The organism is Pantoea osteomyelitidis (genome assembly GCF_044342975.1).
Taxonomy (GTDB): Bacteria; Pseudomonadota; Gammaproteobacteria; order Enterobacterales; family Enterobacteriaceae; genus Pantoea; species Pantoea osteomyelitidis.
Genome location: NZ_JBGFSN010000001.1, coordinates 135571 through 154560 on the forward strand (window position 1 = coordinate 135571; position 18990 = coordinate 154560).

The 18990-nt window shown below is 57.8% G+C and carries 13 protein-coding genes; 10 read left to right on the forward strand and 3 right to left on the reverse strand.

Annotated elements, in window-relative coordinates; genetic code table 11:
• The first annotated feature begins 69 nt into the window (after window positions 1-69).
• The 7 genes from bcsO to ABU178_RS00690 are packed head-to-tail and all read left to right on the forward strand — an operon-like array spanning window position 70 to window position 11437.
• Window positions 70-597, forward strand: a complete 528-nt coding sequence (bcsO, locus tag ABU178_RS00660; protein ID WP_397210976.1) for a cellulose biosynthesis protein BcsO — start codon at window positions 70-72, stop codon at window positions 595-597.
• Window positions 588-1388 carry a cellulose biosynthesis protein BcsQ gene (bcsQ, locus tag ABU178_RS00665; RefSeq protein WP_397210978.1) on the forward strand — a complete coding sequence of 267 codons (801 nt, stop codon included), beginning with the start codon at window positions 588-590 and terminating at the stop codon, window positions 1386-1388. The genes bcsO and bcsQ (ABU178_RS00665) overlap by 10 nt, the downstream gene beginning before the upstream one ends.
• A gap of 53 nt (window positions 1389-1441) precedes the next feature.
• On the forward strand, window positions 1442-3547 hold the full coding sequence (bcsA, locus tag ABU178_RS00670; RefSeq protein ID WP_397210980.1) for a UDP-forming cellulose synthase catalytic subunit: 2106 nt from the start codon (window positions 1442-1444) through the stop codon (window positions 3545-3547).
• The gene (gene bcsB / locus ABU178_RS00675) at window positions 3544-5928 is read left to right on the forward strand and encodes a cellulose biosynthesis cyclic di-GMP-binding regulatory protein BcsB (protein ID WP_397210981.1); all 2385 of its coding nucleotides are present in this window, start codon (window positions 3544-3546) and stop codon (window positions 5926-5928) included. Before bcsA (ABU178_RS00670) ends, bcsB begins: the two co-directional genes overlap by 4 nt.
• A gap of 5 nt (window positions 5929-5933) precedes the next feature.
• Window positions 5934-9959, forward strand: coding sequence for a cellulose biosynthesis protein BcsC (locus ABU178_RS00680; protein WP_397210983.1), 4026 nt, complete (start codon window positions 5934-5936; stop codon window positions 9957-9959).
• Window positions 9959-10411 (forward strand): cellulose biosynthesis protein BcsD, encoded by a 453-nt coding sequence (bcsD, locus tag ABU178_RS00685; RefSeq protein ID WP_397211140.1) that lies wholly within the window; start codon window positions 9959-9961, stop codon window positions 10409-10411. Before ABU178_RS00680 ends, bcsD begins: the two co-directional genes overlap by 1 nt.
• A gap of 9 nt (window positions 10412-10420) precedes the next feature.
• A complete protein-coding gene (locus tag ABU178_RS00690; RefSeq protein WP_397210985.1) occupies window positions 10421-11437 on the forward strand; it encodes a glycosyl hydrolase family 8 in 1017 nt (338 codons plus the stop codon).
• A 418-nt stretch (window positions 11438-11855) separates the two neighbouring features.
• Here ABU178_RS00690 and bcsG read toward each other — a convergent pair whose 3' ends face one another.
• Genes bcsG through bcsE form a run of 3 tightly spaced genes read right to left on the reverse strand, consistent with a single transcriptional unit; the run spans window position 11856 to window position 15249 of the window.
• Window positions 11856-13517 (reverse strand): cellulose biosynthesis protein BcsG, encoded by a 1662-nt coding sequence (gene bcsG / locus ABU178_RS00695; RefSeq protein WP_397210987.1) that lies wholly within the window; start codon window positions 13515-13517, stop codon window positions 11856-11858.
• Window positions 13517-13705 (reverse strand): cellulose biosynthesis protein BcsF, encoded by a 189-nt coding sequence (bcsF, locus tag ABU178_RS00700; protein WP_397210989.1) that lies wholly within the window; start codon window positions 13703-13705, stop codon window positions 13517-13519. The genes bcsG and bcsF overlap by 1 nt, the downstream gene beginning before the upstream one ends.
• Window positions 13705-15249, reverse strand: a complete 1545-nt coding sequence (gene bcsE / locus ABU178_RS00705; protein WP_397210991.1) for a cellulose biosynthesis protein BcsE — start codon at window positions 15247-15249, stop codon at window positions 13705-13707. Before bcsE ends, bcsF begins: the two co-directional genes overlap by 1 nt.
• A gap of 190 nt (window positions 15250-15439) precedes the next feature.
• Between bcsE and bcsR the strand changes: the two genes are divergently transcribed.
• The 3 genes from bcsR to bcsA (ABU178_RS00720) are packed head-to-tail and all read left to right on the forward strand — an operon-like array spanning window position 15440 to window position 18983.
• Window positions 15440-15637, forward strand: coding sequence for a cellulose biosynthesis protein BcsR (bcsR, locus tag ABU178_RS00710; protein ID WP_397210993.1), 198 nt, complete (start codon window positions 15440-15442; stop codon window positions 15635-15637).
• Window positions 15637-16368 carry a cellulose biosynthesis protein BcsQ gene (gene bcsQ, locus ABU178_RS00715; protein WP_397210994.1) on the forward strand — a complete coding sequence of 244 codons (732 nt, stop codon included), beginning with the start codon at window positions 15637-15639 and terminating at the stop codon, window positions 16366-16368. The genes bcsR and bcsQ (ABU178_RS00715) overlap by 1 nt, the downstream gene beginning before the upstream one ends.
• Entirely contained in the window at window positions 16365-18983 is a 2619-nt protein-coding gene (gene bcsA / locus ABU178_RS00720; protein WP_397210996.1) for a UDP-forming cellulose synthase catalytic subunit, read from the forward strand. Before bcsQ (ABU178_RS00715) ends, bcsA (ABU178_RS00720) begins: the two co-directional genes overlap by 4 nt.
• Window positions 18984-18990: the final 7 nt, after the last annotated feature.

Sequence of the window (18990 nt, forward strand, 5' to 3'; positions counted from 1 at the left end):
ATTATCTCACTCTGTCCTGGCGGGTGTGATATATTTCACGGAATTTTCCCCCGTTCGCAGGCCTTTAATATGAATAACTACGACGATTTGCAGCGTTTCAAAGAGAAAACGCAAACGCTCGACATCGCCTTTAAAGATATGTCGGGCCAGGCGCAGGAAACGTCGCATAGTCAGTGGGCGCTTATTCGTCAGCTGGAAAACGGCGAGCAACATGAGGCGCCGCTTGGCGGGGGAGAGCGCATCGACAGGCCGCAACCGCAGCCGCTGCGCGCAGGTGAACTCAGCGCGCCCGCGCAGGCAGCGACGACGGCACAGCCGCGTATGTCCTTGCTGGACAGCATCGCTCCGAACCTGAAGCCGACAGCGGTCGCAGTGCCGGCAGCCGCTCCTCCGGCGGCAGCGGTCACTGCCGCGCCTGAAGCTGTCGCGCAACCTTTCCTGCAAACACCGCCGCTAAAAGCGGCGGTGCGGGAAGAGGCGCCAGCTGAACCTGCGCGTTTTGGCGCGCTGTTTCGCACGCGCGGCAGCGAGCCGGTGAGCATGTCGAAAGAAACATTACTGAAACCGTTACTGGAGAAAATCGCGTTATGCCGTTAGTTTGTGTCTGCTCACCGAAAGGGGGCGTTGGTAAAACCACGCTGGCGGCCAACCTGTCCTGGAGTCTGGCACGCGCGGGCAGTAAGGTGCTGGCGATCGATTTTGACGTGCAGAATGCGCTGCGTCTGCACTTTGGCGTGCCGCTGAGCGACGGTCGCGGCTTTGTTGCCCGTTCGGAAGAGCAGGCGGACTGGAGCCAGTCGATTCTGACTACCGGCGGCAATATCTTCGTTCTACCCTATGGCGACGTCACTGAAGAACAACGCGAACGCTTTGAGGAAAAACTGGCGAAAGATCCACATTTTCTCAGACGTGGGCTGGATACAGTACTGAATTACCCTGGCCTGGTGATCGTGGCGGATTTTCCGCCGGGACCTGGACCGGCGCTGAAAGCAATGTGTGAGCTGGCTGATATGCATCTGGTGGTTATGCTGGCCGATACCGCCTCAGTTTCGCTGCTGCCGCAAATTGAAAATAACCGTATGACAGGCAAACCGCTGAATAACAAAAGCGGGCACTATTTTATCCTGAATCAAAGCGACAACCGCCGTCATATTAGCCGTGACGTTACTGCTTTTATGCAGCAGCGGCTGGGGGATAATTTGCTGGGCGTTGTACACCGTGACGAAAGCGTCGGGGAAGCCAACGCGTCGCAGCAGTCAATATATGATTTCAGCCCTGCGTCAGCCGCGGCATTTGATATAGAGCTGATCGGTAAGCGCGTGGCGAATATATTGAATATAAAAGTAGGTAATGGCGAAGTTCAGGCTTCGATACGCACCTATTCGTAATTGCCTGACGTTGTCAGGCTAAAAAAACAGTTACAGCTTTACCAGGGTGAATCATGAGTAAAATCGGCTTTTACCTGCTGCTGCTGGTGCTTGCACCCGTAGCGGCGGTGATCATCATTACGCCAATGGATAGCCAGAAACAATATATCTTCGGCTTAATCAGCATTGCGATAATGTTTTTAACAGGCTTAAGTAAAAGTCGAAAATTAACCGTGGTCATGGTGATTCTTTCCATGTTGATGTCCACGCGTTATATGTGGTGGCGTACCACGGAAACGCTGCAGTTTAATTCGGAAATAGAAGCGATTCTGGGCATCGCATTATATATTGCCGAACTCTATGTCTGGCTGATTTTAATCCTCGGCTATTTGCAGACCACTTCGCCATTAAAACGCACCATTGAACCGCTGCCGGATGATATCGCGCTGTGGCCGACGGTGGATATCTACGTGCCCACCTACAATGAAAGCCTGGACGTGGTGCGTGATACCGTGCTGGCGGCGCAGTGCATCGACTATCCGCGCGACAAGCTGAAAGTCTATCTGCTGGATGACGGCAAGCGCAGCGAGTTTGCCGTTTTCGCTGCGGACGTAGGCGTAGGCTACATTACGCGCGACGATAACCGCCACGCCAAAGCGGGCAACCTTAACCACGCGCTGAAAATCACCAAAGGCGAGCTGATCTGTATTTTTGACTGCGACCATGTGGCGACGCGCACCTTTCTTCAGGCCACCGTGGGTCCGTTTTTAACAGATGCCAAACTGGCGCTGATGCAAACGCCTCACTACTTCTACTCGCCGGATCCCTTTGAGCGCAACCTGCGCGCGGCGCGCAGCATGCCGAATGAGGGCGCGCTGTTTTACGGGCCGGTTCAGCAGGGCAACGACAACTGGAACGCCACCTTTTTCTGCGGCTCCTGTGCGGTAATTCGCCGCGCGGCGCTGGAGGAGATTGGCGGCTTCGCGACGGAAACTGTGACCGAAGATGCGCACACCGCGTTGAAAATGCAGCGCCTTGGCTGGGGTTCGGCGTTCCTGTCGATTCCGCTGGCGGGCGGCCTGGCTACCGAGCGTCTGGGCCTGCATGTGGTGCAGCGTACCCGCTGGGCGCGCGGCATGACGCAGATTTTCCGCGTCGATAATCCGCTGTTTGGCCGTGGTCTGAAGTGGCAGCAGCGTTTGTGCTATCTCAGCGCGATGCTGCATTTCCAGTTCGGCCTGCCGCGCGTCATCTTTCTTACCGCGCCGCTGGCCTATCTGCTGTTTGACCTGAACATCATTCACTCTTCGGCGTCGCTGATTTTTGCCTATGTGCTGCCGCATCTGGTCATGTCGCTCTACGTCAACTCGCGCATGAATGGCCGCTTCCGTTACACTTTCTGGGGGGAGATTTACGAAACCGTTATGTGTTTCCACCTGATTATCCCTACCCTGGTGACGCTCTTTTCGCCGAAGCACGGCAAGTTTAACGTGACCGACAAAGGCGGCCTGCTCGATCAGGGGTTCTTTGACTTCAACATCGTGCGTCCGCATGTCATCGTCGCCTCGCTGCTCACCATCGCCATCGTGGCCGGGGTAGTGCGCGCCGTGGCGCATAACTATTTTGGCGTGGATCCCTGGGTTATCGCCCTGAACGTTGGCTGGGCGACTTTCAGTTTGATTATCCTGATGGCGGCGATTGCCGTGGCGCGCGAAACCAAACAGGTACGCAAAACGATTCGTATCGACGTTCAGCTTCCGGCAATTATCCACTACGCCAGCGGCATCTCATCACGCACTACCACCACCGACCTGTCGATGGGCGGTGCGCAGCTTAACGCGCCTGATTTGCGTCATCAGCAGGATCAGATTGAAGAGATCGATTTGGTGCTCAACTCTGGCTCCATCACCATTCCGGTCACGCAAATTTCCAGCGATGAGAAAAGCATTCGCCTGCGCTTTGAGAATATGCCGCTGGCGCGTCGTCGTGAGCTGGTGCGCGTGGTGTTGGCCCGTGCGGACGCCTGGATTCAACCTGAATATAAACAGGACAATATTCTGCTGTCGCTCGGCACCATTATCCGTACCGTCTTCGAGCTTTTCTGGCTGAGCTGGAAAGGACGCAAGGAGAAACGCCGCACGCTCTCCGCCGCCACGGTGAAAGAGGACAGCGCTGCATGAAAATCCTGATGCAAAATTTGCTGCGCAGCGCGCTGGTTGCGGCTCTGCTGCTGCCTTCCGCCTGGGCGGAAACCCCGGCGACAGCAGAGAGCGACACGCTCTCTGAAGTTCCGCCGCCGCCGGGCCTGGAAGAGGCCGATCAGCAGCTGCGCGTCGCCGTTGCGGCGGAACCCTATGCGCCTGGCGCACCAGCTGCCGCGCCTGCGCTGCTTTACCAGCCGATGAGCAGCACCATTTCAGTGGCGCAGATGGGTCAGCAGCAGGGCATCACCCTGACCGGCGGTCAGTTGCAGTCGGGCATCATCTTTACCCTGCCCGCCGACGAAGTCATTACCAATGCGCGCCTGAACCTTTCGCTGCGCGTATCGCCAGCGCTGGCGGCACGTAATACCTCGTTGCAGCTGATGCTTAACGGTCAGCCGCTGGGCACGTTGCCGCTTGGCGCCAGCGACAGCGACACCAGCGATTATCAGCTGGATATTCCGGCGGCGATGGTGGTGTCCAGCAACAACCTGAGCTTCCAGATCAACGATGCGGACAAGCTGCTGTGCGAAAAACAGGGCGCTTCGCAGTATCAGGTAACGATCCTGCCGAAAACGGTATTGAGCCTTGAAGGGCAGCAGCTGAATATCGGTACCAGCCTACGCAACTTCCCGCGTCCGTTCCTGGATCCGCTGCGCATGACCGCCTCCAGCGTCACCATGGGCTTTGTTTCCGCTGTTACGCCGGAGGCGGTGAGCGCGGCGGCGCAGGTGGCGTCGTGGCTCGCTATCCAGAGCGATTATCGCGGCATTCATTTCCCGGTGGTGCGCGGCAAGCTGCCGCAACAGAACGGCATTCTTTTTGGTCATCCGGGCGACCAGATTGGCGCGCTGACCTTGCCAAACGTGACGGCCCCCACGCTACAGCTGGTGGATAATCCTGATAATCCGCTCTACAAACTGTTGCTGGTTATCGGCGCGGATGAGGCGCAGCTGCGCCAGGCGGCATGGCGTCTTACCAGCCAGCCGCTGAACGTTGATGGCAGCATCCTGACGGTAAATGAACAGCCGATCGCCAGCCGCAAGCCGTACGACGCGCCGCGCTGGATCGATACCAGTCGCCCGGTGCGCCTGAGCGAGCTGTTGCGCAAGGATCAGAGCCTGACCACTACCGGCATCTGGCACGATGCGCTGCGCGTGAACTTCCGCGCCGCGCCGGACCTCTTCCTGTGGGATGGCGATACGATTCCGGTGAATCTGCATTACCGTTTCCCTTCCGAGAGCTGGATTGATGAAAACAATTCCTTCCTGAATCTCACCCTGAACGGCACTTTTTTACGCAACCTCACGGTGAATAAGCAAGGGCTGCTGGAGAATGCCTGGCATCGTTTAGGCGGCGACGCCCGTCAGGAACAGTACCGGATCAAGCTGGATCCCTATCTGATCTACGGTGATAACCAGCTGGCGCTCTATTTCAACATCAAGCCGAAGGCGGATGCCCCCTGCGGCGTGCTGCTCAATAACAACATCAAGAGCCGTATCGAAGAGGATTCATGGATTGACCTCAGCCATACGCGCCATTTTTCGCTGCTGCCGAACCTCTCCTATTTTGTTGGCGCCTCGTTCCCGTTCTCGCGTCTGGCGGATTTCAGCCAGACCCTGCTCCTGCTGCCCGCGCAGCCCAGCGATGCGGAGATCGGCGCGCTGCTCGATATGGCGGCGCGCTCCGGCAATGCGACCGGCGTGACGCTGGTGCAAAACCGCGTGCTGTTTGGTCTGCCGGAAGGAGGAGCGAACCTGGCGCGCCTGCAACAGAGCGACGTGCTGGCGGTAAGCACCACGCAGGACAGCGATTTCAACCAGGTGATGCTGGCGCATTCGCCTTATGAAGCCAGCGGCTCAACACTGGGCGTGAAAGAGCCGGATACCTGGGGCAAGCTGCGCAGCTGGATTAGCGGAGACTGGAGTCGCCAGCAGCTGGATGCCGATCGTTATTTCTCCTCGAACGAATCCTGGCGCGGCTTTATCAGCTATCGCTCGCCCTGGAACCGCGACCGTCTGGTGGTGATGACGGTGGCGACCAGCGACGATCAGCTGATGCGCCTGCATGACGATCTCAATTCGCCGCGCATTAACGCGGGCATACGTGGCGATACCGCCATCATCACCAATGAAAACGGCATTCGCAGCTTCCGCGTCGGGCCACAGTTCCCGAGCGGAGAAATGCCCTGGTACATGATGGTGGTGTGGTATGCCAACCAGCACTCGGTACTGATGGCGCTGATTGCACTGCTGCTCTCCGGCGTAGTGGGGCTGGCGACCTGGGTCATGTTGAAACGTCATGCGTGGCGACGCCTGCATCCACAGAGCGAAAGCGATTCCGGCAAGAAGCGAGGATAATAACAATGAAAAAAAATTTGCTGAGCGCGGGTATCCGTCATGCCCTGCTGCTGGGCGGCGCATTGACGCTGTCGCAGCCGCTGCTGGCCGCAGAGAGCAGTAATCCGGCATTGCAGGCGCTGTTTGATCAGGCGGCTTACTGGCATCAGAAAGCCCATGACGAGCTGGCGAAAGCGGCGCTGCAAAAAGTGTTGATGGTCGAGGCGAACAATACCGAGGCGCTTTATCTGCTGGCGCTGTATGCGCAACAGAGCGGCGACAGCGAGGCGGCGACGCAGTGGCGTACGCGGCTGAGCCAGGCTTCCCCTGGCGATGCCCATCTGGCCGAGCTGGATAACGCTCGCCAGCTGCAAACGATTCCCCAGGCGCAACTGACGCTGGCGCGCCAGCAGGCGCGCAGCGGCAACATCGCGGCGGCGCTGCAAACCTGGCGTAACACTTTTAGCGGCAATGAGCCGCCAGCCAGCGTGGCGGCGGAATATTATCTGACGATGGCGGGCGATCGCTCCCTGCTGCCGCAGGCCGTGGATAGCCTGCGCCAGTTTGCCGCCGCCCATCCGCAGGATATCAATGCCCGGCTGGCGCTGGGTAAAGTGTTGACCTATCAGGAGGCGACGCGGCGCGAAGGGGTAGAAATGCTGAGCAGCCTGGCGGACGGCAATAAAGAGGCCGACAGCTCGCTGCGTCAGGCGCTGCTGTGGCTGGCGCCGCAGTCGCAGGACGCCGCGCTTTATCAGGCATACCAGCAGCGCCATCCCCAGGACAGCGCGGTCATGGACTATTACCGTAAAAATGCGGGCGGCGCGGAGAAAGGCGCAGGCTATACCGCCCTGAACAGCGGCGACGTGGCAGGCGCAGAACAGAACTTCGGCAAGGCCTTGCAGGCGAATCCGCAGGATGCCGACGCGCTGGCGGGCATGGGCTACGTCGCGCAGCGCAGCGGCAAGTACAACGAAGCGGCGGACTATCTACAACGCGCCGCGCAGCAGGGCGGCGATCAGAGTGAAACCCGCCAGAAGCAGGCGAGCGATGCGCAATTTTATGCGCAGCTGACCAATGCCCAACAGGCGCTGAAAAATGGCGATAGCGCGCAGGCGCTGGCGCTGAGCGAACCTTTAACCCAGGCAGAAGGCGAAAAAGGCCTGGCGGCGAAGCTGTTCCGCGCCGACGTTCTGCGCCGCAGCAATCAGTTCGATCAGGCGGAACAAACCTATCGCGCCATTCTGCAGACTGACCCGGACAACCGTAACGCGAAAGAAGGGCTATTTTACGTGCTGCGCCAGCAGAACCGGACTGCGGAGGCGAACACGCTACTCGGCTCGCTGCCGGACAGCGTGCGCCAGAGCGTGGCGCCGCGCGGCAACAGCAGCGACCCGCTGCGCCAGCAGGCGAAACGCGCGCTGGCTCAGGGCAACAGCGCCAGCGCCATCACGATTCTGCAACAGGGTATTCAGCGCTTCCCCAACGATGGCTGGATGCGCCTCGATCTGGCGCGTATTTACCGCAGCCAGGGGGACAGCGCGCAGGCCGCCAACGTCATGCAGCCGGTGATGCGCAACGGCGCCAGCGCTAACGAGCTGTATGCGGGCGCCATTAACGCCAGCGAAAGCGGTGCCTGGCAGCAGGCGAACCAGCTGCTGCGCCGTATTCCTGCGGGCAGTCAGAGCCAGGAGATGCGTACGCTGGCACAGCGTGTGAACTTCAATCTGCAAATGGCGATTGCCGGACAGTATCTGGCGCAGGGTTCCACCGCGGCGGCCGCCAATACGCTGAAGGCGCTGGCGGTGAATCCGCCCGCTAACCCGGTAGATGCCGGTAATCTGGCGAAGAATCTGGCGCAGGCGGGTGATGTCCCGGACGCCGTGAGCGTGGTGCGCGCTAACATGCGGCGCGGGGTGCAGGGCAATGCGGGCGATTATGCCGCCCAGGTGGCGGTGCTGAATCAGGCCGGTCTGGCCAGCGAGGCGCAGAGCTTTCTCAACAGCCCGGAATTGCAGGCGCGCAGTACGCCGACGCAGCTGGCGGGCATTCGCAACGGCTACGTCATCAACGAAGCGGATCGGCTGCGCGAGCAGAAGCAGTATGCCGCAGCCTATGACAAGCTGATCGGCGCCTTGCAGCACGATCCGCAAAACCGCGATCTGATGTTCGCCATGGCGCGCCTTTATCAGTCCGGCAAGATGAATAAAGAAGCGGGCGTGGTTTACGACTATCTTCTCACCGAGGATACGCCCGGCCAGGACGCGCGCGAAGGCGCAATCAACGTGGCGCTGGCGCAGAATAACCTGGATAAAGCCAATACGCTGGCGCGCGGTCTGCGTGAAGAGCAGACGCCGGATCGTCTGCTGCTGCTGGCGCGCGTCGCGGATGCCAACGGCGACCATGCGCAGGCGATGAGCTATTTACGTACCGCACGCGGTCAGCTGATCGGATTGCAGGGCGCGGAAACCGGCAGCGTGCCGAGCGTCGGCGGGCTGGCGCTGGCGGATAACCCCTTTATCAATCGCAGCACCACGCCGCTGAAAGGCTCGCCCTCCAGCTATGGCAGCGTGCTGCCGTGGCAGAGCGCCCCGGCTTATAGCGCAGAGGGCGTCGTCCCGGCCAGCGGCGCGGCGATGCCCACCGCAGAGAACCGCACGCTGCATCAGATCGACAGCATGATGGACGATCTGGAGCAGCAAACCGGCACCTGGCTTCAGGGCGGCGTGCAGATTCGCGGACGTGACGGTGAGTCAGGCCTGAGCAAGCTGACCGAGGCCAAAGCGCCGCTGACCTGGTCGAGCGCGCCCTTTGGCGATTCGCGATTTGAATTTACCGTCACCCCGGTGTCGCTCAATGCCGGTACGGCCAGCGGCGATGCCTGGCGTCGGCTGGGCAGCAACGCCGGGAGTAATGCAGTACAAAACCTGGTCACCACGATTAATAATGAGCAAACCTATCTCGATGGGTTAACGTCAACCGAGCTGGCAGCGTTTGCGGCGGCGCATCCCGATTTGGCCAGCCAGAGCGCCGAGATCACTAACCGCCTCAGCAACATTACTTTCGATCAGCTCAACCCGCTGACGGCTCAGGGCGCGGCGAATCTGGCGTGGATCAATAACAACCAGGCGGTAAAAAATTATCTGCTGGCCTCTTCGCGCAAGCCCAGCGTTACCCAGGCGGGTTCGGAAAGCAGCGATTCACAAACGGCCAGCGGCGTAGAGCTGAATCTGGCGTTGAAGGGCAGCAACTATAAGATCGATCTGGGCAGCACGCCGTTAGGTCAGGATTTGAGCACGCTGGTTGGCGGGATTCAGTTGTCGCCGAAGCTGACCGATTACCTGACGCTGATCCTCACGGGCGAGCGCCGGGCGGTAACGGACAGTCTGCTCTCTTATGTCGGCACGGAAGATAAGTTTTCCGGCAAGCGTTGGGGGCGCGTAACCAAAAACGGCGGAAACGCGCTGCTGAGCTATGACAATGGCGATGCAGGTTTCTATGCCGGAGCCGGTCTCTACAGCTATCTGGGTGAGAACGTCGCCAGCAACAACAGCGTACAGGCAAACGCGGGCGCTTACGTGCGGCCTTTCCATTATGACGATCGCGAACTGAAGCTGGGCATGAGCCTGTCATGGATGGACTTCTCCAAAAACCTGAGCTATTTCAGCTACGGTCAGGGGGGATATTTCAGCCCGCAGAACTACGTTTCCGTTTCATTCCCGGTGGATTTCACGCGCAAATATGACGATCTGAGCGTGAAACTTGGCGGTTCGGTAGGCTATCAATCTTACAGCCAGGATAAGAGCGCCTATTTCCCGGACAATGCTGAATGGCAATCCTTTATGGATGAGATGGTGACGGATGGCTTTGCTAAAGAGTCCTACTACTCAGGCGGCAGCAAAAACGGCATCGGCTATAACATCCATGCCGGTGCGGACTACAAAGTAAACAAAGAGATGACAATTGGCGGCCAGGTAGGTTATGACACCTTTGGCGATTATAACGAGAGCACGGCCCAGCTGTGGTTCCGCTATCTTTTCGGAGATAAATGATGAATGAACAAATCAGCGTGGGACATCTGGCCCACCCTTATCAGCCGGGTTGGTTTGATCTGCTGAGCGTGATGATTGACGGCATGATGGCCAATGCGGGCGAAGAGGAGGCGGCTGCCTTTCTGCGCGTGATGGGCGAATCGCTGGCGGCGCGCTACCCTTTGCCGGAAGCGCGCACCGTGCAGGATCTGGAGCGTGAGATGAATTTGCAGCTGGCGCGTTTTAACTGGGGATTTGTGCTGCTTCAGCCGCAGGATCGCGCCCTGCTGATTCAGCATCATGCTTTGCCGGTTGGCGGCGAGAGCATGGAACCCGCCCGCTGGCAAAGCGCGATGAGCGCTGTGTTGAATGGTCTGTTTGCCGGCTGGCTGCGGGGGCAGGGCGGCAGCCCGGCGGTACCCGTTGCGCTGGAAATGAATGACGGCAACGTGTTGCTGTACCGTTATCAATAGGATGTAGAGATGAAAGAAAAGGCATTCTGGCGTCCATGGGCGCTCTGTCTGATGATGATTTTGTTCAGCGCGCAGGCCGCGGCAGATGGCTGGAGCACCTTCAAGAGCCGCTTTATGAGCAACGACGGGCGCATCAGCGATACTGCCAATAACAATGTCAGCCATACAGAAGGACAAGGTTACGGCATGTTGCTGGCGGTCGCGCATGATGATCGTCCAACTTTTGACGCGCTGTGGCAGTGGACGCGCACGCATCTGAGCAATCCGCAAAACGATCTGTTCTACTGGCGCTATACGCCTGGCGCGGAGAATCCGGTGGCGGATAAGAACAATGCTTCCGATGGCGACGTGCTGATCGCCTGGGCGTTGCAGCGAGCGGCAGAGAAGTGGCAGGTTAAAGAGTATCAACAGCAATCGGATCGTATCCAGCGCGCCATCATTAAACACAACGTGATTAGCTATGCCGGATACACTCTGATGATGCCGGGCGCGCAGGGCTTTAATAAAACCAGTTATGTGGTGCTGAATCCTTCTTACTTTGTGTTTGCTGGCTGGCAGGCCTTCGCCGCGCACAGCCATTTGCAGGTATGGAGCAAGCTGATTGATGACGGCATGAATCTGCTTGGGAAGATGCGCTTTGGTAAAACCGGCCTGCCGCTCGACTGGGTGGCGCTGAACGCTGACGGTTCGCTGGCTCCGGCGATGGGTTGGCCGCCGCGCTTCAGCTATGACGCAATCCGCATCCCGCTGAATATCTGGTGGTACGATCCTCAGAGTCTGCGCCTGGTGCCGTTCCAGAGTGTCTGGCAGCGCTATGGCCGCCAGACGACGCCTGCGTGGTTTGACGTGCTGGCCAATACCCCTGCGCCATACAATATGGAAGGCGGGTTGCTGGCGATTCGCGATTTGACCCTGAGCGAGACGGGTTATCTGAGCGACAATCTGGCGCCGGATCAGAATTACTTTTCTGCCAGTTTGCAGCTGCTGACGTGGCTGGCATGGCAGGAGCGGCAGGCTGGCCGCTGAGGCAGCCCGCTGGCGCTGAGAAGGTTTCGATCGCCCATACGTGGCGCAGTTTCAGCCCGCCCGTGCGGGCGACCGACAAGAGGGCGCCAGTCGCCGCGCCCTCTTGACTCCGGGCTCGCGGCCCGCTTCATCGCCGCTTCGCGGTGCCTTCGCTTCCTCAGGATTTCTCACGGACCGTTCGGGACGCGCCGTCCCTGGCGCGGCCCTTCACTCTCGCCGACGTCCTGTCGGCTCGTCCTGAAATCCTTCCTCCGCTCAGCGATGAAAAGGCCGCCCCAACACCCCCGCTGCACAGCCATTTTTCTTTCTTAAAGCAACGTCATTGCTGAAAGTTTTTTACCCGGCTATCAGACAACGCTGCGCCAGCAGCCCATCCCGCCCTGCGGCAGCAGACTGCCACCGCCCGGTCAGGCGTCCTCTACTGGGGATAAGCCACCCAGTCGCCGCCGTTCAGCCGGATCCAGGGCTTGCCCTGATACATCATCACCACCGCATTATCGTTTTCTGACACCACCGGCGTTTGCGGCAGGTTATCGGTCAACACTGACATATTCACGTTCGGCGCGTTAAACACCTGACCATCCACCACGCGTGAAACGATGTCTGAAATCGCCAGCAGGCTGGTAGGCGCATCAATGTTAAGCGGCTGACCCTGATGCGGCGACTTCATGCCAACGAAACGAATGCCCACCGGCACATGGGTAATGCCCGGACTGGGAATATCACGCAGACCCGACATCTGCATCTTATCCCCCTGCAATGCCGCGCCATGCTCCGGCACCACCAGCACCATCACCCGGCGACCCGATTTCTCCAGATTGGTGAGAAACGCATCCAGCTGATCGAACAGCACCTGCGCACGCGGCTGCCAGGGCGCGGTTTTGCTGCTGCCCAGCTCACGCGTACCGTCATGCAGCGGAATCAGATTATAAAAGGTCGCGGTACGCGCATCGCTGCTCTTCAGACGATCGTCGAGCCAGCGCTGCATTAGCTGTGCATCGTTATAAACGGGCGAACCATCGAAAGAAGTCAGCTCCGGAGCAATACCCGCTTGCGACATCAGCGGCGCCTGAATATCCCCATCCTCGCGCAGCTCTTTCAGGTAGTTGCCGAACACGCCGGTGTGATCCATCATCAGCTGCTCTTTAAAGCCGAGCTTCGCCAGATTATCAAACAGATAACAGCGCTGATCGGCGGTCTTATAAAGCTCGCTGTGCGACGTCTGCCCGCAACTGGCGCGCAGCAGGCGAATTCCCGCCGGGCCGCTATAGCCGGTTGCGGAATTGTAGTTATTCAGCACGATATCAAAGTGCTTCCACAGCGGATGATTACGCAGCTGCGCCACATCCATATCGGACCAGGCGAGCGAACAGATATTGATCACCAAAATATCGAACGGCTGCGAGTCGGCGGGCAGGTTCGCGGGAAACTGCGTGACGCGCTTGTGCTCGGCGTCATAAAAACGGTTAAGCCAGGCGGTGAGATTGGCGCTGGTGGGCGGCGCAGACTGGTCAAGCGGATCCTGCGAGGCGGCCAGCTGTTTCTGTTGCGTATCGCTGTTCAGCACCACTTCCGGCGTGGCCGCTTTCGTCGGCAGCAGCGACATTGACGGACCGGCTATGTTGATAATATTCAGCCAGATCAGCATCAACGACACCAGCACGCTGATGCGAATCCATTGAGAAATGAACAGATAAATCACCAGCAGCACAAAAACGGCGCCAATCATCTCCCAATTAATAAAGCGATTCACCAAATCAAGCAGATAGGCTGCGGAAAAGCCGGCAACCTGATTGCCCTGACTCAGAATGCTGTTCACGCCGGGCAACCAGGTATCGTGCCAGAACAGCGCAAAACCAACAGGGATCGCCAGCCAGCTACGCATGCGATGCAGCCGCCGCGACGGCAGTGGAAAAAGCAGCCAGGCGAGAAACACCAGGTTGCTCAGGGCATGAAAATTCAGATAGCCATACCAAAGCAGAGCAAATTTCAGCAAAAAGTAAAAGTTCCAGCCGCCTAATCCCCGCCAGTAAGCCCACGGACGGGTTGATAAGGCAAAAACGCGATTGTTCTCAGTCATTAATGTTTTGCATCCGTTTTTGAAGATTTACGCTGCCAGGTGCCTTCATACTTCAACGCGCGCGCGGGCAGCAGACGGTTGAGCATGCCGTTCCAGCGCTGCGGTAGCCAGCGGGTATAAACAGGTTTAAAAAACAGCAAGATAAGCAGTAGCAGAATGAAAATCTGCACTAAATCGAGCAAATTCATCAGGATGTTTTTCCGTTGGGTTTGAGCGTTAAAGGTTGTGGCGCTTTACGTTCCGCAATAGCAGGCGCCGTGCTGACGTGCGTCTGCTCCGGCAGGATCTTTACCGCAACGTCGTGCCAGGCGCCCGGCATCAGCGTCTTCATCTGCCTGACTTCGGTAACGATCTGGTTATCCTCAAACCACACCATGCGGTTGGAGAAAAGCTCATCGTGCGGTAAAGAGAAGATAAATTTCAGCGCCGTGTCCAGATCGTTAAAGCGGCAGGAAGAGAGAAAAAGATAGAGCCTGTCGCCCAGTACCGTAACCAGATCGCCGAAACGACGCGGCTTGCAGAGCGTCAGCGCCTGCTCCGGCCTCAGTTCCGGCACCGGACGCAGCGCCACCAGCAAACCTTTGCCATTCTCTGGCAACAAGGTGTTATTTATCAGTTGATTAACCGCATCGCAAAAGGCATCCAGCCGCAGATAACCTTTCAGCTGTAGCGGCTGCATCGCGCTGATTAAGTCATCAAGATTCGCAGGAACATGACGAGTAAACTGCTGTCCCTGCAGGCCTTCCAGCAGCGTTAAAAAGCGCGACATCGGCGCGCTGAACGGCACGATGGCATTGACGCCACAGGCCAGCAGCAGCCGTTCATCGCTGTAGCGCAGGCTGGTTTGCATCTCTCTGACCACAATTTTCAGCCCATTGCCGCGTAAACGCCGCAGGCTGTGAATCATGCTGGCCAGCGATGCAATCCGTTCATTATGGGAAAGATTGAAAATCACCGTTGCGGCATTAGCCTGCTGTGCCGCAGAAAAAAGCAGATCGTTATCGCTGAACAGCTGCCACTGTCGGGAAAGCGGCGGCGCGCCCTCCAGCACTTTTTCCTCGGCCAGATAGTTATTTTCATCATTCAGGCTCAGCGGAATATTTTCATCGTTTTCTTTGACGGCAATGAATTGATTATTCAGGCAACTCAAGCGGATAACCCGATCGGCAAACAATCTTTCTGCTGCATACCACCAGTTAACGCGATATTTCCAGCTATCTTGCTGAAATTCTAAATGGGCGACACCATCAACCTGGCGAAAATAACCCTGAAGATGATTACGCAGGTTAATAATGGTTGTTCCCCAAACAACAATTAAAAGCGTGAGCTTTTTTTGGCTTAAAAATTTTCGCATCTGCTTAACCCAGCGGGTCAATTCGTCCGGCGATAATTGATTCCAGTGCGAAACATTTGCGAAAAAAATGACCAGACCGCTTCGGTTAGTCAGGGTTCGGGCGAAATCATTATTGAGATTTAACAGACCACGTTTATTATCCGCTAAAGAATATAACGGAATTCTCTCCGGCCCCTGTTCAGGGGCGGGCGTCAGCAGGCTCCCGGGCTTTTCATCGGAGCTGATAAGCGTTACCGCCTTTTGGTTGCTGATTACCTGACGGGTAAAGATTTTTGCGTCTTCATGGCGATTGCAGGTGATCCAATAGCAACCTGGCGTCTGCATTGCCATCAATTCTTGCTGAATTTGCGGCAAGCCCAACATATAGAAATTTTTCATATCTGATTCGCGATTTGAACAGCCCAGGCTAGTTTATTATAGACAGCGCTATTTGGAACTGCTGAAGCTTAAAATTCCTGTTGCAGGCGAATAAGAATGATCTATCATCGCCACCATTACTTCATGATGTTTTTAGCATCATCGTAAATCGTTTTCGCTATCCCGACTTTTCACCCGGCGGTCAACTGTAATGAAAAACAAAACTCTCCTTTCCCCGGTGGTGTCTGCGGGCGAACAACAGGATGATATTAGCGCATTGGGCGAGGCGTTTTCCCTCACTGCTTTTCGCTATATTGATATTGCCAGAGAAGAGCGGCTGGCTGGCATTATCGCCCGTTGGCCCTTATTGCAGGAAATAAGCCTCGGGCAGCGGGAGAGTAACGGTTAATGCCGGTCGTCGCAATACAGGGTCTGCGTGGCGGCGTCGGCGCCACATCTTTAACAGCTGCAATAGCCTGGGCATTAAATGCGCTGGGCGAGTCAGTGTTGGCCATCGATTTTTCCCCGGTAAATCAATTGGGTTGCCATTTTAATACGCCGGTTGACGAGCCGCGCGGCTGGATGCGCGCGCAGTGCGATAGAGAAGACTGGCGGCAAAGCGCGCTACGCTATCAGCCCGGCCTGGACTTTCTGCCGTTCGGCAGGCTGACACATCAGGAACGTCAAACTGTTTACACGCACGGCGAGCAGGTTCAGGCTGGCTTTCTCACGTCATTAGCGGATCTGAAAACGCAGTATCGCTGGCTGCTGCTCGATCTCCCCTGCGACTCTCCGCCCTGGCTACCAGCCGTGCTGAGCCAGACCGATCGTCTGTTGCAGGTCATGACGCCCGATGCTAACTGCCATCTGCGTCTGCACCAGCAGCGCTTCGCCCGCAATACGCTGTTTTTAATCAACCAGTTTAACGCCAACAGCAAGCTACAGCAGGATCTGCATCAGCTGTGGGTTAGCTCTCTGAAAAACGTGCTTCCTCTGCTGGTGCATCGCGACGAGGCGCTGGCCGAAGCATTGCTGATGAAACAGCCGCTGGGAGAGTATCGCCCGCATTCGCTGGCGAGCGAAGAGATCGTCACGCTGGCGAACTGGCTGATTCTGCACGCGGCAGGAACGTCATCATGAATCCGTTCCGCTGGCTGCTGGTTCCGCCCGTCTGGCAGGCGCTATATGGCCGTTATGCTGATGCGCGCGCGCATGGCGCGTCGGCAGCGGGCGCCGCCATCCATCTGTTGTGGTGCACGCTGGGCTGGATCTTTTTGCGCTTCGAGTCGCCGGGCTGGCAGCACATTATTCAGGATCGCCGTCGTCTTTTTCCCCATATTTCGCCAGAGCGACCGCGGCCGCTGGATATTGTGCGCTATCTGCTGCAAAGCCTCTGGCTGCTGCTGCTGTTGCCGCTTGATGACCACGCCAACAGCGAGCGTCGTCGGTTTAATGCCTTTTTGCCGCTGTTCCGCTGGCGACAACGCTTTTTCCTCTGGCTCGACAGGCTGCCGCAGCGTCTGCATCAGCGCGGCATAACGCATCGCGCCGAACAGCGCCTGCGGCGGTTTTCGCCGTTTACGCGCCGTCTGTTATTTATTCTCTGCGCCAGCAGCGCGACCGCGCTGGCGCTGCTCTGTATCTCCCAGCCCTTTAATCTGCTGACGCAGTTTATTTTTGTGCTGCTGCTCTGGAGCGTGGCGATAATTTTACGTCGCGTGCCGGGACGTCTGCCGACCATGATGTTGATTGTGCTGTCGCTGACTGTCTCCTGTCGCTATCTCTGGTGGCGCTATACCTCGACGCTCAACTGGGACGATCCGCTCAGTCTGGTGTTTGGTCTGCTGCTGATTGCTGCGGAAACCTATGCCTGGACAGTGCTGGTGCTGGGCTATTTCCAGACGCTCTGGCCGCTGAATCGTCAGCCGGTTTCCATGCCGCCAGATATCAGTTGCTGGCCCAGCGTCGATCTGCTGATACCCACCTATAACGAACCGCTGAGCGTGGTGAAACCCACGGTTTATGCGGCGCTGGGCATCGACTGGCCGAAAGAGAAACTGAATATTTATATTCTCGACGACGGGACGCGCGAGGAGTTTCGCGACTTTGCCGCCAGTGTTGGCGTTAACTATGTGGTGCGCACCACCCATGAACATGCGAAGGCGGGCAACATCAACCACGCGCTGCGCGCCCGCTGCGCCAGTGAATTCGTTGCTATTTTCGATTGCGATCATGTGCCGACCCGCTCGTTCCTGCAGTTGACGCTCGGCTGGTTTATCCGCGATGAGAAGCTGGGCATGTTGCAGACGCCGCACCACTTCTTTTCGCCCGATCCTTTTGAGCGTAACCTCGGGCGCTTCCGCCGTACGCCGAACGAAGGTTCGCTTTTCTACGGTCTGGTACAGGATGGCAACGATACCTGGGACGCGGCCTTTTTCTGCGGCTCCTGTGCGGTGCTGCGCCGCAGCGCGCTGGATGAAATTGGCGGTATCGCCGTTGAGACCGTGACCGAAGATGCCCATACCTCGCTGCGCCTGCACCGGCGCGGCTATACTTCGGCCTATATTCGCATCCCGCAGGCGGCGGGCCTGGCGACGGAGAGCCTCTCCGCGCATATCGGCCAGCGTATCCGCTGGGCGCGCGGCATGGTACAGATTTTCCGCCTTGATAATCCGCTGTTCGGCAGAGGATTAAAACTGGTGCAACGCCTCTGTTATGCCAACGCCATGCTGCACTTTCTGGCGGGCATTCCACGTCTGATCTTCCTGTTGGCTCCGCTGGCGTTTCTGCTGTTCCACGCCTACATCATCTACGCGCCCGCGCTGGCTATCGCCATCTATGTGTTGCCGCACATGCTGCATACCAGTCTCACTAACTCGCGCATTCAGGGGCGCTGGCGTCACTCCTTCTGGAGCGAAGTGTATGAAACCGTGCTCGCCTGGTATATCGCCCGGCCAACCACCGTCGCGCTGTTTAATCCCCATAAGGGTAAATTCAACGTCACGGCCAAAGGCGGACTGGTGGCGGAACGTCACCTCGACTGGGTAATCACCAAACCCTACATGTTTCTCGTGCTGCTGAATCTGGCCGGCGTGTTAATGGCTTTCTGGCGGCTGGCTAACGGCCCGACCAACGAAGTGCTGACCGTCTGGGTCAGTCTGGTATGGGTTGCCTACAACATGATTATTCTTGGCGGCGCCGTGGCGGTTTCCGTCGAGGCGCGCCAGATTCGTGAGGCGCACCGCGTTGAGATCGCCATGCCCGCCGCCATTGCCTGCAAAGACGGACATATGCTGCCCTGCACGCTGCGCGACTATTCCGACGGCGGGGTAGGTGTGGAGCTACGAGAAGCGGAGGCGCTCAGCGAGGGGGAGGAGATTCATCTGCTGCTGCGTCGCGGTCAGCAGGAATTCAGCTTCGCCTGCTACGTGCAACGTACCTTTGGTCGCCGCGCGGGTATTCGCCTGCATAAGCTCTCCACCCAAGAGCATATCGATTTTATTCAATGCACCTTTGCGCGCGCCGATACCTGGGCGCTGTGGCAGGACGGTTTTCCGGAGGACAAACCGGTGCAGAGCCTGGCCGACATTATGGTGCTCGGTTTTAAAGGCTATCTGCGCCTGGCGGAGTATGGGCCGCCGCAGTTACGTCAGCTGTTTAACATGCTTACCCGCCTGGTGAGTTGGCTGACGTCATTATTGCCGAGAGGCATTGGCAGCGTGCCGGCAGGCATGACGGTTGAAAACAATAATTGAGTTGATG

Coding starts and splice junctions, on each gene's coding strand:
- bcsO (WP_397210976.1), top strand. CDS start 70: ATGAATAACTACGACGATTTGCAGCGTTTCAAAGAGAAAACGCAAACG.
- bcsQ (WP_397210978.1), top strand. CDS start 588: ATGCCGTTAGTTTGTGTCTGCTCACCGAAAGGGGGCGTTGGTAAAACC.
- bcsA (WP_397210980.1), top strand. CDS start 1,442: ATGAGTAAAATCGGCTTTTACCTGCTGCTGCTGGTGCTTGCACCCGTA.
- bcsB (WP_397210981.1), top strand. CDS start 3,544: ATGAAAATCCTGATGCAAAATTTGCTGCGCAGCGCGCTGGTTGCGGCT.
- ABU178_RS00680 (WP_397210983.1), top strand. CDS start 5,934: ATGAAAAAAAATTTGCTGAGCGCGGGTATCCGTCATGCCCTGCTGCTG.
- bcsD (WP_397211140.1), top strand. CDS start 9,959: ATGAATGAACAAATCAGCGTGGGACATCTGGCCCACCCTTATCAGCCG.
- ABU178_RS00690 (WP_397210985.1), top strand. CDS start 10,421: ATGAAAGAAAAGGCATTCTGGCGTCCATGGGCGCTCTGTCTGATGATG.
- bcsG (WP_397210987.1), bottom strand. CDS start 13,517: ATGACTGAGAACAATCGCGTTTTTGCCTTATCAACCCGTCCGTGGGCT.
- bcsF (WP_397210989.1), bottom strand. CDS start 13,705: ATGAATTTGCTCGATTTAGTGCAGATTTTCATTCTGCTACTGCTTATC.
- bcsE (WP_397210991.1), bottom strand. CDS start 15,249: ATGAAAAATTTCTATATGTTGGGCTTGCCGCAAATTCAGCAAGAATTG.
- bcsR (WP_397210993.1), top strand. CDS start 15,440: ATGAAAAACAAAACTCTCCTTTCCCCGGTGGTGTCTGCGGGCGAACAA.
- bcsQ (WP_397210994.1), top strand. CDS start 15,637: ATGCCGGTCGTCGCAATACAGGGTCTGCGTGGCGGCGTCGGCGCCACA.
- bcsA (WP_397210996.1), top strand. CDS start 16,365: ATGAATCCGTTCCGCTGGCTGCTGGTTCCGCCCGTCTGGCAGGCGCTA.